The following is a 12,267-nucleotide window of genomic DNA, read 5'->3' on the forward strand; positions in this document are numbered from 1 at the left end:
TTCCCGCACAACGAACTAAGAGGCCGCCGGGTTTCCCCGGAGGCCTCTTTACGTTCTAACGAATCATCGGCACGTGCTCGGGTACGCGAGACGTCGCCTTGCCTTTCGTTTTGCGTCCGTTCGCTTTCGGCTCCGCCGGCTTGGACGCGGGGACGGTTCCCCTGGACACGCTCAGCAGCACGCCCATGCTCATCAGACTGACGAGCAGGGAAGAGCCGCCGGCAGAGATGAACGGCAGCGTAATGCCGGTCATCGGGATCGCGCGCGTCACGCCGCCGATGTTAATGAACGCTTGAATGCCGAACATGCCGACGATGCCGATCCCGACAAGCGTGCCGAACGGGTCGGCGCACCGCAACGAGACGATGATGCCTCTCCATAAGAACGCTAAGTATAAAAGCAAGAACACGGTCACGCCGATAAACCCGAGCTCCTCGCCGATAATGGCGAAGATGAAGTCGTTCTGCGCTTCCGGTAAGTAAAACAACTTCTGGACGCTTTGCCCGAAGCCCGCGCCCGTCACGCCGCCGTGCCCGAACGCCATCTCGGCCTGTACCTGCTGCCAGCACCAATTTTGCGTGTCGTGCCACGGATCCAAATAACATTCGATCCGCTTCATCTGGTAGCCGCGTTCGCCGCCGTCGTCGCCGGATATCAGCTTGCCGCCGAGGAACAGCGTGCCCGCCACCGCGATCGCGACGACGCCCAGCAGCAGGTGGCGCAAATTCGCGCCGCCCGCCACGATGACGATCGCGGCGCAGAACAGAAAGACGACCGTCGAGCCGAAGTCGGGCTGCATCAAAATAAGACCGCCGACGCTGCCGACGACGAGCGCGACCGGCAGCAAGCCGGTGCGAAACTGCTCGAACTTCTCGCCCTTGCGCGTAATGATGGACGCCAAGTAAATAATGATCGCGAGCTTGGCGAATTCGGCCGGCTGAATCGACATGACGCCGAAATCGATCCAGCTGCGGGGCCTCTCGCCCGCCGGCTGGGTCAAGACGAAGACCAAGAGGCCTACCACGCCGACGAAGAAGGGCAAATAAAGCTTCTTCCAGCGAAGGAAGGGGACGTTCATGAACGCGAGCATCAAGACGACCCCGAGGCCCGCGGCCAAAATTTGTTTTTTCGTGTACCAGAGGGCGTCGCCGTATTGCGTCGCCGCTTCGGGGCCGCTTGCGCTGAACACCATGACGATGCCGAATCCGACAAGCAAGACGGTCATCAGAAACAAGAAAAAATCAGGCGTCCCTCTGCGTGCCATGGGCGGTCCGTCCCGTTAGGCGAGAAGCTGCTTTAACGCGGCCAGCTTCTGCTTTGCGCTCTTCAGGATCGCCTCCGGCACCGGAGATGCGTAGTCGAGCCCGTGCGGGAACGTCGCCCGCCCAAGGTATACGTGCTCGACGGCCAGCACCGCGGCCGGGTTTTCGAGTTTGCCCTCGACCGCCCGCGTATTGATGCGCAGGAAGTAATCCTCGCGATTCGGCTTGTCCTCGAGCTTCAAATCGTACGTGGCGCGGGTATATTCCCATTGCCAGCGAACGAAGCCGAGCTTCTCGGACGACTCGTCCAAATCGGCCAGCTCCGCTTGCAATCCATTCAATCCGCTATCTTCGATCAACAACTTGCATTCCTCCCGTAACCAAATCCGCATAAGTGTCGCGGAGAGCGACAACCTCATGATATTATGAATACACCATGGACGCAACCTTAATCCGCGAACGAAAGCGACAAATCTGTTAAGATAGAAGCAACGCGCAACCGAACGTCCGAAGCCCCGGAAGGAGAGTGCCGCAATGGAATCGATTCGACAACGCACCATGGACAAGGTGATCGCATGGAGGCGTCATTTGCATAAATACCCGGAAGTCTCTTATTCGGAAAAGGAGACCGCCGCCTTCGTCGCGCGCCATCTGACGGAGATGGGCTGGCGCGTGCGGACCGGCGTCGGCGGCCACGGCGTCGTCGCCGATCTCGACGGCGGCGCGGGCGCGGGAAAGCGCATCGCGCTCCGCGCCGATATGGACGCGCTCCCGATTCAAGATCAGAAGACGGTCGAGTACGCGTCTACGGTCCCCGGCGTCATGCATGCTTGCGGCCACGACGGCCACACCTCGGCGCTGCTGGGCGCGGCCGAGCTGCTGGCGGAATCGCGGGCGTCTTGGACCGGCGCCGTACGGCTGCTGTTCCAGCCTGCCGAGGAGCTGCCGCCCGGCGGCGCCCAGGCGATGATACGGGACGGCGCGCTCGACGGCGTCGACGAAATTTACGGCATCCATCTATGGTCGCAATTCCCGGCGTGCACCGTGCAGACCGCCCCGGGTCCGCTGATGGCCGCCTCCGACGAATTTACGATCCGCATCTTCGGCAAAGGCGGCCACGGCGGCTTGCCGCACCAAGCGATCGACGCGGTGGCGATCGGGTCGCACCTGGTCGTCAACCTGCAGACGATCGTCAGCCGGAACACGGACCCGATCCTTCCGCACGTCATTTCGGTCGGCGCGTTCCACGGCGGGACGACGTTCAACGTCATCGCCTCGGAATGCAAGCTGCAGGGCACGGTGCGCACGATGACTCCGGAGAGCCGGTTGTACGTGAAAGAACGGCTCGAGCAGGTGCTCGAGACGACGTGCGCCATGTTCGGCGCTTCGTTCGAGATCGATTACTCCTTCGGCTACCCGCCGGTCGTCAATCATGCCGAGCCGACCGACCGGGTGCGGCGCCTTGCGAGGGAGCGGTTCGGCGAGGACGCCGTGCGCGTCTGCCAGCCGCTTATGGCTGGAGAGGATTTCTCCTTTTACCTCGACCGCGTGCCGGGCTGCTTTCTCTTCGTCGGCGCCGGGAACGACGACGTCACCGCGCCGCACCACCACCCGCTGTTCGACATCGACGAGCGGGCGCTGGAGACGAGCGTGCAACTGCTCTACGATTTGGCGACGAAGCGGTGAATGGTTTCCTCCTCGTCCGGAGATTCTATGGAGGAGGAGGGATGAACCCATGAACGCAAACGGAACGGTAAAAACCGTCAGAGACATCATGCAAACCGACATCGTTACGGTGACCTTGAAGGATAACATCTACGAGATCGCCTTGAAAATGAAACAGCACGACATCGGCTTCATTCCGGTCGTAGAAGGAAAACAGCTGCTCGGCGTCGTCACGGACCGCGACCTTGTCGTGCGCGGCTACGCGGAGAAGCATTCCGGCTCGACGGCCGTCAAGGAAGTCATGAGCGACCAACAGGTCGTCTCGGTGCCGCCGACGACGCCGGTCGACGAAGCGGCGCGGCTGATGGCGAAAAACCAAATTCGCCGCCTGCCGATCGTGGAAAACAACGAACTCGTCGGCGTCGTGGCGATCGGCGACTTGGCCGTCCGATCCAAGCTCGAGGAAGAGGCCGGACATGCGCTCAGCGAAATTTCCGAAAAGCACAAGCAATCGATCGGGCATAACTGATCGATGCGGCGGCTCCGTTTTCCTTCGGGGAAACGGATTTTTTGCATATAAGCAATTCCGAGAGGAGGCGCGGCATGAAGGATAAGCCGTTAATCGTCCAAAGCGACTTTACGGTGCTGCTCGAGACGCGGCATCCGCGGGCCGACGAGGCGCGCGAGAAGCTGTCCTCGTTCGCTGATCTCGCCAAGAGCCCGGACGGGCTGCATACGTATCGAATTACGCCGTTGTCGCTTTGGAACGCGGCGTCGGCGGGGGCGACGGCCGAAGGAATCGTGGAAGCGCTGACTACATACGCGAAATTCGGCGTGCCCGCCGCCGTCGTCCGCGATATACGGACGTACGTCAATCGATACGGCCTCGTGCGCATCGAACGGGTCGGCAAGCAGCTCGTGCTGCGCTGCGAGGACGAGGCGACGCTCCGCAAAATCACCTCGTACGACGCCTTGCGCTCGTACTGGGAACCGAGCCCGGCGGAGGAACGGCATACGATCGCCGTGCGTCTGTCGGAGCGGGGCGCGGTCAAGCAAGAGCTCATGCGCCTTGGATATCCGGTCGTCGACTTGGCCGGATATCAAGAGGGCGAGCCGGTCGGCATCGCGCTGCGGGATACGCTGCGCCGCTCCGGCAAGCCGTTCGCGCTTCGCGATTACCAGGCGGAGGCGGTGGAGGCGTTCTATCGCGGCGGCGCGGCGACCGGCGGCAGCGGCGTGCTGGTGCTGCCGTGCGGCGCCGGGAAGACCGTCATCGGCATCGGCGCGATGGCGCGGCTCGGCCGGGCGACCCTCATTCTGACGACGAATTCGACGTCGGTGAAGCAGTGGCGGGCGGAGCTGCTCGACAAGACGACGCTGACGGAGGAAGAGATCGGCGAATACGGCGCCGACCGCAAGGAGGTGCGGCAGGTGACGATCGCCACGTATCAAATGCTGACGCACCGCAAGACGAAGGACGGGGAATTTTCCCACCTCAAGCTGTTCCGCGAACGGTCCTGGGGCCTTATCGTGTATGACGAGGTGCATCTGCTGCCGGCTCCCGTGTTTCGGGCGACGGCGGAAATTCAGGCGACCCGCCGGCTCGGCCTGACGGCGACGCTCGTGCGCGAAGACGGACGCGAAGAAGACGTCTTCTCGCTCGTCGGCCCGAAGCGGCTCGAGGTGCCGTGGAAGCGGCTCGAACGGCAGGGCTGGATCGCGTCCGTCGAGTGCGCGGAGCTGCGGGTGCCGATGCCGGCGGACACGCTGGAGGCGTACCGGAAGGCGACGGCGCGGGAGCAGCATCGGATCGCCGGAGAGAACCCGGCCAAGCTGCGCGCCGCCGGCCGGCTGCTCGAACGGCATCGCGGCACGCCGACGCTCGTGATCGGACAATACTTGGATCAGCTGCGGCGGTTCTCGGAGGCGCTCGGCGCTCCAATCGTGACGGGCGAGACCCCTTCCGCGGAGCGGGAAGCGCTGTACGGCGCGTTCCGCCGAGGCGAAATCGGGGTGCTGATCGTGTCGAAGGTCGCGAACTTCGCGATCGATTTGCCCGACGCGGCCGTCGCCATTCAAGTGTCGGGCAGCTTCGGCTCGAGGCAGGAGGAGGCGCAGCGGCTCGGACGCGTGCTGCGCCCGAAGGCAGGGGATAATACCGCCTACTTCTATGCGCTCGTATCGGAGGATACGAAGGAGCTCGAGTTCGCGATGAAGCGGCAGATGTTTCTGGTGGAGCAAGGCTATCGGTACCGCAGCGCCCCGTGGCGCGAAGCGGAGGAGGAGCTGCAGGGCGGCGAACCGGCGTTCGCGAACCCGGGGGAAGGAGGGCAAGCCGGATGAACGAATTCGCGTTAACGAAGGTCGAACGCAAGACGCTCGAGGCGATCGTGCTTCGATTCGCGGAGGAGCCGTTCGCCGCCGAGGCGCTTGAGCGCGCGTTTGCGGGCCGGTTGACCGGCTTCGAGGCGGAGCTCGGCATCGAACGGCTGCGGGAACGCGGCATCGTGGAGACGAGGCGGAAGGCTTGGGGAGAGACGATTCATTCGCTTGCCCCCGGGCTGTTCGACGATTGGCAGCGTCACTTCGTCACCGCCATCGCCGATGCGGCGCTCGCGGACGGCGAAGCGGCCCCGGCGTACGAGCCGAAGGCCGGGCTGGCGAAGCTCGTGTTGTTTTTTTTGGCGGAGACGGCGCATCGCGGCCTCGCGCTCACGCAGAAGGGGACGTTCCACAAGAAGGACGCTGCGCGACTCGCGGCGCGCATCGATGCGTCGGAAGCGTCGCTGCGCGGGCTGGATATCGCGTACCTGCATCAAGATAAGCTGGACAAGCCGCTCGCCGTCGTCTTCGACGCCGCGCTGCGGCTCGGCTTGGCGCGGACGGGCCCCGCGTCCGTCGCGGTCGATCGCTCCCGCCTGGACGAATGGCTCGATACGCCGCTCCCGGACGTCGAACGAAAAATACGTAAGCTGTGGTGGGACGTCTATACGCCGCCGGACGTCTGGCTGCAGCACGGGGCTGCGGCGATTCGGAACGTGCCGGAAGGCCGATGGTTTTCGGTCGACCGGCTGGCGGAGGCGCTGTTGGCCTCCGGCGTTCCGACGGGCGGCCGAACGGCGGAAGCAGCCCGCGACGCGATCGTCGCATACTGGCTGGAGCCGATGGCGGCGTTCGGCCTCGCCGAGCTGGGCGATTCGCCGGACGGCGCGGCCGCGAGGCTGCCGGCGATCGAGCCGGTCGACGAGGCCGAGTCGCAATGGTACGTGCAGCCGGATTTCGAAGTGATCGTGCCGCCGGCGGCGCCGCTGCGGGCGCGATGGGAGCTCGAGGCTTGCGCCGATTACGCCGGCGGCGACGCGGTCGACCGATATCGGATTACGAAGGAGAGCTGGGAGCGTGCGCTCGCCGGCGGAAGGGACGGCGGCGCGCTGCTCGATTTCGTGCGCTCGCGCGCCGCCTACGGCATGCCGGAGACCGTCGAGGCGTCGCTGCGCCAATGGACAAGCGCGTACGGAGCGATGACGCTCGAGGACGTGACGCTGCTGCGGTGCAGGAACGCCGAAGACGCGGCGCATGTGGAGGCGGACCCGGCGTTCGCGGGCTGCCTCGTCGCCCGACTCGGCGAGCTTGATTTTATCGTGGATCGAAGCAAGGCGAAGGGGCTGGCCGAGACGCTCAAGAAGCAAGGCTTCTCCGTTCGAACCGGAAGCGGGGGAGCCGATGCGGCCGGCGCGGGAGAGCGGGAGGCGGCGGACGGCGATTCGCTGCGAACGCCGGCTTCTTCCGGGCTCGTCCATTCGCGGCGCAACGCGGCGCTGTTCCCGCTCGATCCGTCTCCCGTCGGCGCTTCGAGGCTCAGAGAGCGCATCGCGTCGGTGCCGCAGGCATGGCTTCGCTCGCTCCGCAAATATCATGCTTCGACCGTGCGGGAGCTGGTGGAGACGGCGATCGAAGCGCGGACGGCGGTGCGGCTCGTCGTCGACGGACGGCAAGTCGAGCTCGTTCCGAGGCGCGTCACGCCCGTCGGCGGCGAATGGGTGGTACAAGGCTATATCGACGGCGAGGAGACGAGCGTCCCGTCGGGCGCCTGCGCGGAAGCGCAGTTGCTCTTGCCCGAACAAGCCTAGTCCGGATACACGGTTTCGTGATATGATAGAAGCCGTGATAGCTACTGAATATAGACGAGGTGGAAATCCATGAGCGTAATGGAGCGCGAGGCATTGGATTTTTCCATGCTGCTGTCGAAGACGAGCGATCTGGCCGACGCGATGCTGCGTTCGGTCGAGATGGCCGATTTTCTATATTGGAAAGAACGCATGGAGCAAGATCCGCAAGTGAAAGCGATGCTGGGGAAGATGGCGCGGGCGAAGGAGCGCTTCGCCGAGTGCGAGCGGTTCGGGCATTACCATCCGAATTATCACGAAGCGATGGACGCCGTACGCGCCGTCGAGGCGGAGATGGATGCGATCGAGTCGGCTCGGGAGTTTAAGCGGGCGGAGAAAGCGCTGGACGCGCTGCTGTACGACGTCTCCGTCGTCATCGCGCATGCCGTGTCGGACTCGATTAAGGTGCCGAGCAACGACCCGCTGCCGAAATCCGGCGGCGGGTGCGGCTCGGGCGGGAGCTGCGGCTGCGGGTAAGGAGATTTGGGGCGGGCGGTTCCGCGGCGATTACCGAAGGTCGAACGCCGGCACGATCGCGCCGACCTCGTCGCCGCCCCAGTTATGGATCGGCGGCCGATGGTAGGCCGCGAGCCCTTCGCCTTCGGCGGCATCGATCCAGCCGAGGCGAAGGAGCGCTTCGACGACCGCGGGGTACAGCGCGCGCTGCGCGCCGTCCTCGATCTTCAGCGCAAGGCCGAGCCCTTCGTCCGGGACGGTCACGGCGAAGACGCCTTCCGCGCCCATCTTGCCGACGATGCGGCCCCGCGTGACTCGGATGAGCTCGGTGTCGAATCGGTCCGTGCCGGCCAGCATCTCCGGATGCGCCCGCAAGGCGGAGACGACGGCGCGGCACGCGTCGGCCTCCGGACCGTCAGCGCGCGGGGCGCCGAGCCGGGCGTATGCGAGCGCGAGCGAGGCGAGCGGAGCGCCGTAAACGGGCACGCCGCAGCCGTCGACGCCGAGGACGACGTCCGCTTCGGCGACGCCGGCGAACGAGGCGTACGACGCGAGCATCGCCCGCTGCACCGGGTGGTCCGGGCGCTTGTAGTCGTCGAGCGAGGCGCCGAGATGCTTCGCGAGCGCGAGCATGCCGGCGTGCTTGCCGGAGCAGTTGTTGTGCACCGCCCGCGGACGCTCGCCCGAGTCGCGAAGCTTCGCCGCGGACGCCTTGTGGTACGGCGGATGCGCGCCGCATTGCAGCGCGTCTTCCGCGAGGCCGAGCTTCGCGAGAATGCGGGCGACGGCTTCGACGTGTTGCTCCTCGCCGTTATGGGAGGCGCAAAGCAAGGCCAGCTCGGAGGCGTCGAGTCCGAATCGGGCCGCCGCGCCGGACGCGACGACGGGAACGGCCTGAAGCAGCTTGGCGGCGGAGCGCGCGTAGGTCGCGAAAGCCGGCTCGCCCGCCGAGGCGACGGCCCGGCCTTCGGCATCCACGACGGCGATATGGCCGCGATGCACGCATTCGACGAGGCCGCCGCGCGTAACCGAGACGAGCGGAATCGATTGATTGTTCATTCGTCCACTTCTCCTTAGGAAAGAGGGATCCCATTGATCGCAGAACGTACGGGCTATATCGTCTGGCTGAACGACGCGAAGCCGGCACGAAATTTGGAAAAATACGGTTCCTTGCACTATGTTTCTCGCAAAATGAACTATGCGGTCATCTACCTGAACGCGGACCGCGCGGAAGAGACGTTGAAAAGTATACAACGATTGCCCTACGTAAAGAAAGTGGAGCGTTCGTATCGAAGCGAAATCCGTACGGAATATAACAGTAATATGCCGGATAAAACAAGATTTTACTCTTACTAGACATATTTTCGATCATTTTGCAATGCCCTCTGGCCTTCGGAGGGCATTTTTTTATGCGTTTCAAAATGTCTGGAAATTCCCGTAAGATACTGTAATATAAAGATATAAACGTCGTTAACATTTGCGCGGCGGCTCAAGGAATGGAGGGAATGACGAATGAAGGACAAGAAGATGGATCGTTATAGCACTTACGAATCGTTTTATGTGCAGCTGGCTGACAAAAAAGTCGCAGACATCATCGTCACCAACCATGCCAAGGCGCGTTGGTTGGATCGGGTCGAATCCGAGAAGACGGGGACAGACGACATCTGCGCGTTCCTCTGGGAGCACCTGAAGAACGGCACGGTCAAATCGTATTATCGGAACGAGCAAGACGTCTACACGGTGGAAGACGACCTTGTGTTCGTCGCGGAATTTTCCGAATCCGACCGACATCGGGATTTGGTCGGCAATCCGCTGCACAAGATGATCGTGGTGACCTTCCTTGGCCGCATGTCCGAGACGATGGAGCTTCGAGATTTACGGACATATTACTCTTGGCTGCGCCATTCGCGGCGTATGACGCTGATCAAAAACAGCCGAAAGCGGCGATAACCGAATACACGGCATTGACGGAAAGCGCGGCGGGAGGTATGCCGCGCTTCTTTCGTGTATAATTGGAAATGCAGGTATCCGACGCACGGGGGTTCTTTCGCATGGCGCTTAACTTCCATCAGCTGCATATCTTTTACACGGTCGCGGACCGAGGCAGCTTCTCCGCCGCGGCGCAGGCGCTGCACATGACTCAACCGGCGGTCACGATGCAAATTCAAGCGCTCGAGGAATATTTCGGCACGAAGCTGTTTCTCCGTTCGACGAAAAAAATCGAGCTGACCGAAGCGGGAAGAGCGCTCATGGTTTATGCGAAACGAAGCATAGACTTGGTAAAGGAAACCGACCTGGCGATGTCGCGCTTCACGCATATGCTGCAAGGGCGGCTGCTGCTCGGCGCGAGTCTGACGGTCGGGGAATACATATTGCCGCGCTTGCTCGGCCCGTTCAACCAAGCGTACCCGAATATCGCCATCCAGATGAAGGTGATGAATTCCGCGCAAATTTTGGAGGAGATGCTGCGCCATCAATTGACGTTCGGGCTGATCGAAGCGCAGGTCGTCCATCCCGACGTGCACACGGAGCCGGTGCTCAGCGACGAATTGCGCCTGATCGTCCCGGACGGTCATCCGCTGACCGAACGAAGCGGCGCGACGATGGACGACGTATTGGAGTTTCCGTTTATCTTAAGGGAGCAAGGCTCCGGTACGAGGCAGGTGATGGAGGAAGAGTTGGCCCGCAAGGGCATCGACGCGGGACGAATGAAGATCGTCATGGAGCTGGGCAGCACCGGCGCCGTCAAGTCGGCGGTGGAGGCCGGGCTCGGCATCACGTTCTTGTCCCAGACGTCCGTAAAGCATGAGTTGACGCTCGGCGTCCTCCGGATGGTGCCGATCGAGGGCATCCGATTCGATCGGCAGTTTTACGCGACGTATCTGAAATCCAATCTATTGCCGATTTCGGCGGTGACGTTCCTCTCGTTCCTCCGGGAGAAAGATTTAAGCCAATGGTTGTAAAAGGGAAAATCGGGCAAGGCTACGATTTGCATATGCACACGACCGCCTCGGACGGTTTGCTCGTTCCCCGGGCATGCGTCGAACTGGCTTCGCAGCGAGGGCTGCGGGGCATCGCCGTGACGGATCACGATACGGTCGCCGGAGTCGCCGAGGCGGTGGACGCGGGAGGCGAACACGGCGTCGACGTCGTGCCCGGGGTAGAGATCAGCGCGCGGGGGCAGGCCGGCGACGTCCACGTCCTCGGGCTGTGGGTCGACCCGTTCGATGACGCCTTCGCCGCACGGCTCGCCGCGAACCGAGACGTCCGGCGCGGCCGGAACGAAGCGATGCTCGAGGCGCTCCGCCGGATCGGCTTCGACGTGCGGCTCGAGGAAGCCGAGCGCATCGCCGCCGAGCGTAGGGCGGACGGAGACGTCTCGGTCAGCCGGCCGCATATCGCCGAGCTTCTGGTGCGCAAAGGGTACGTATCGACCGCGAGAGAGGCGTTCGACTCGTACTTGGGCGAGGGCGCTTCCGCGTACGTCGCCGCGGAGCGAATTTCCCCGGAGGAGGCGATTCGCTGGATTCGGGAGGCCGGCGGCGTCGCCGTCCTGGCGCATCCGGGGCTGTATCGCGGCGCCGACGAGCTGATCGCCCGCTTGGGACCGATGCTGGACGGCATCGAGGCGGGCCATGCCGATCATACCGACGAGCAGGAACGAAGCTTTCGGGATACGGCGGCGCGGCTCGGCTTGGCCGCGACGGCCGGCTCCGACTTTCACGGCGTGCGGGACGGCGATCCGTTCCGCGCGATGCTCGGGTCGAGGCGCACGGACGAAGAGACCGTCGAGCGGTTGTTTCACAACAAGAAGAAGAGAGGGATCCTTCATGATTCGTAAAGCGATTATTCCGGCGGCGGGTCTCGGCACGCGATTCCTGCCCGCGACGAAAGCGCAGCCGAAGGAGATGCTGCCGATCGTCGACAAGCCGGCCATTCAATACATCGTGGAGGAAGCGATCGAGGCGGGCATTACCGACATAATCATCGTTACCGGGCGAAACAAGCGCGCGATCGAGGACCACTTCGACAAATCGGTCGAGCTGGAGCTCATGCTCGAAGAGAAGGGCAAGGAGGAGATGCTCCGGCAGGTGCGCGACATCTCCCAGATGGTCGACATCCACTACATCCGGCAGAAGCAGCCGCTCGGCCTTGGGCATGCGGTGCTGTGCGCGCGTACGTTCATAGGGAACGAGCCGTTCGCCGTGCTGCTCGGCGACGATATTATCGAGTCCGATCCGCTGGCGCTCCGGGAGATGCTTCGGCTGTACGAGGCGCATCGGTCGTCGTTGCTCGCCGTACAGGAAGTGCCTTGGGAAGAGGTCGAGAAGTATGGGATCGTCTCTCCGGACGGCGCGGTGCCGGGCGAGCCGAACGCTTCGCGTGTGGTCGACCTCGTGGAGAAGCCGGACCGAGACCAAGCGCCTTCCAATCTCGCCGTCATCGGCCGATACGTCATCGAGCCCGGCATCTTTGAAATTTTGGAGCGTCAGCAGCCGGGACGCGGCGGCGAAATTCAACTGACCGACGCGCTGCGGGAGCTGAACCGCCGGAACCAAATGATGGCTTACACGGTACAAGGCAAGCGGTATGACGTCGGGGACAAATTCGGCTATATCGAGGCGACGATCGAGTTCGCGCTTCGTCGGCCGGATTTGGCTCCGGAGATGAAGGCGTACTTGACCGAGCTCGTACGGAGCTGGGAGGGAGCGTAACCG

13 protein-coding genes are annotated in these 12,267 nt (G+C 63.3%); 10 read left to right on the top strand and 3 right to left on the bottom strand.

The genetic code is table 11. The features are described from left to right. Positions 1-55: 55 nt before the first annotated feature. Both ftsW and VEZ38_RS00465 read right to left on the bottom strand, forming a co-directional pair. Complete coding sequence (gene ftsW, locus VEZ38_RS00460) at positions 56-1,264, bottom strand: putative lipid II flippase FtsW (protein WP_324890822.1); 1,209 nt, start codon at positions 1,262-1,264, stop codon at positions 56-58. A 15-nt stretch (positions 1,265-1,279) separates the two neighbouring features. Further along, a complete protein-coding gene (locus tag VEZ38_RS00465) occupies positions 1,280-1,624 on the bottom strand; it encodes a YugN family protein (RefSeq protein WP_324890825.1) in 345 nt (114 codons plus the stop codon). Positions 1,625-1,796: 172 nt separating this feature from the next. Between VEZ38_RS00465 and VEZ38_RS00470 the strand changes: the two genes are divergently transcribed. From VEZ38_RS00470 to VEZ38_RS00490, 5 genes are all read left to right on the top strand, one after another. After that, a complete protein-coding gene (locus tag VEZ38_RS00470) occupies positions 1,797-2,948 on the top strand; it encodes an amidohydrolase (protein ID WP_324890827.1) in 1,152 nt (383 codons plus the stop codon). A gap of 49 nt (positions 2,949-2,997) precedes the next feature. Beyond that, positions 2,998-3,456 carry a CBS domain-containing protein gene (locus VEZ38_RS00475; RefSeq protein WP_324890829.1) on the top strand — a complete coding sequence of 153 codons (459 nt, stop codon included), beginning with the start codon at positions 2,998-3,000 and terminating at the stop codon, positions 3,454-3,456. A gap of 74 nt (positions 3,457-3,530) precedes the next feature. Further along, entirely contained in the window at positions 3,531-5,270 is a 1,740-nt protein-coding gene (locus VEZ38_RS00480) for a DNA repair helicase XPB (protein ID WP_324890831.1), read from the top strand. Continuing rightward, a complete protein-coding gene (locus tag VEZ38_RS00485; protein ID WP_324890833.1) occupies positions 5,267-7,057 on the top strand; it encodes a helicase-associated domain-containing protein in 1,791 nt (596 codons plus the stop codon). The genes VEZ38_RS00480 and VEZ38_RS00485 overlap by 4 nt, the downstream gene beginning before the upstream one ends. A 69-nt stretch (positions 7,058-7,126) precedes the next feature. After that, positions 7,127-7,570 (top strand): YlbF family regulator, encoded by a 444-nt coding sequence (locus VEZ38_RS00490; RefSeq protein WP_324890835.1) that lies wholly within the window; start codon positions 7,127-7,129, stop codon positions 7,568-7,570. Between the two features lie 30 nt (positions 7,571-7,600). Here the strand turns inward: VEZ38_RS00490 and VEZ38_RS00495 are convergent, their stop codons facing one another. Beyond that, the gene (locus VEZ38_RS00495) at positions 7,601-8,608 is read right to left on the bottom strand and encodes an asparaginase (RefSeq protein WP_324890837.1); all 1,008 of its coding nucleotides are present in this window, start codon (positions 8,606-8,608) and stop codon (positions 7,601-7,603) included. Between the two features lie 33 nt (positions 8,609-8,641). Between VEZ38_RS00495 and VEZ38_RS00500 the strand changes: the two genes are divergently transcribed. From VEZ38_RS00500 to galU, 5 genes are all read left to right on the top strand, one after another. After that, positions 8,642-8,905 (top strand): YlbG family protein, encoded by a 264-nt coding sequence (locus tag VEZ38_RS00500; RefSeq protein WP_324890839.1) that lies wholly within the window; start codon positions 8,642-8,644, stop codon positions 8,903-8,905. A gap of 156 nt (positions 8,906-9,061) precedes the next feature. After that, positions 9,062-9,499 carry a hypothetical protein gene (locus VEZ38_RS00505; protein WP_324890841.1) on the top strand — a complete coding sequence of 146 codons (438 nt, stop codon included), beginning with the start codon at positions 9,062-9,064 and terminating at the stop codon, positions 9,497-9,499. A 101-nt stretch (positions 9,500-9,600) separates the two neighbouring features. Then, positions 9,601-10,512, top strand: a complete 912-nt coding sequence (locus VEZ38_RS00510) for a selenium metabolism-associated LysR family transcriptional regulator (protein ID WP_324890843.1) — start codon at positions 9,601-9,603, stop codon at positions 10,510-10,512. Continuing rightward, positions 10,503-11,390 carry a PHP domain-containing protein gene (locus VEZ38_RS00515; RefSeq protein ID WP_324890845.1) on the top strand — a complete coding sequence of 296 codons (888 nt, stop codon included), beginning with the start codon at positions 10,503-10,505 and terminating at the stop codon, positions 11,388-11,390. The genes VEZ38_RS00510 and VEZ38_RS00515 overlap by 10 nt, the downstream gene beginning before the upstream one ends. Next, entirely contained in the window at positions 11,380-12,264 is an 885-nt protein-coding gene (gene galU, locus VEZ38_RS00520) for a UTP--glucose-1-phosphate uridylyltransferase GalU (RefSeq protein ID WP_324890847.1), read from the top strand. Before VEZ38_RS00515 ends, galU begins: the two co-directional genes overlap by 11 nt. Positions 12,265-12,267: the final 3 nt, after the last annotated feature.

The sequence above is a fragment of the Paenibacillus sp. genome, assembly GCF_035645235.1.
In the GTDB taxonomy this organism is placed as follows: Bacteria; Bacillota; Bacilli; order Paenibacillales; family YIM-B00363; genus Paenibacillus_AE.

What these genes read in the sequence shown, in the direction of transcription:
- VEZ38_RS00515 (WP_324890845.1), top strand. Translation starts at nt 10,503, where the DNA reads ATGGTTGTAAAAGGGAAAATCGGGCAAGGCTACGATTTGCATATGCAC.
- ftsW (WP_324890822.1), bottom strand. Translation starts at nt 1,264, where the DNA reads ATGGCACGCAGAGGGACGCCTGATTTTTTCTTGTTTCTGATGACCGTC.
- VEZ38_RS00510 (WP_324890843.1), top strand. Translation starts at nt 9,601, where the DNA reads ATGGCGCTTAACTTCCATCAGCTGCATATCTTTTACACGGTCGCGGAC.
- VEZ38_RS00480 (WP_324890831.1), top strand. Translation starts at nt 3,531, where the DNA reads ATGAAGGATAAGCCGTTAATCGTCCAAAGCGACTTTACGGTGCTGCTC.
- galU (WP_324890847.1), top strand. Translation starts at nt 11,380, where the DNA reads ATGATTCGTAAAGCGATTATTCCGGCGGCGGGTCTCGGCACGCGATTC.
- VEZ38_RS00470 (WP_324890827.1), top strand. Translation starts at nt 1,797, where the DNA reads ATGGAATCGATTCGACAACGCACCATGGACAAGGTGATCGCATGGAGG.
- VEZ38_RS00485 (WP_324890833.1), top strand. Translation starts at nt 5,267, where the DNA reads ATGAACGAATTCGCGTTAACGAAGGTCGAACGCAAGACGCTCGAGGCG.
- VEZ38_RS00495 (WP_324890837.1), bottom strand. Translation starts at nt 8,608, where the DNA reads ATGAACAATCAATCGATTCCGCTCGTCTCGGTTACGCGCGGCGGCCTC.
- VEZ38_RS00475 (WP_324890829.1), top strand. Translation starts at nt 2,998, where the DNA reads ATGAACGCAAACGGAACGGTAAAAACCGTCAGAGACATCATGCAAACC.
- VEZ38_RS00505 (WP_324890841.1), top strand. Translation starts at nt 9,062, where the DNA reads ATGAAGGACAAGAAGATGGATCGTTATAGCACTTACGAATCGTTTTAT.
- VEZ38_RS00490 (WP_324890835.1), top strand. Translation starts at nt 7,127, where the DNA reads ATGAGCGTAATGGAGCGCGAGGCATTGGATTTTTCCATGCTGCTGTCG.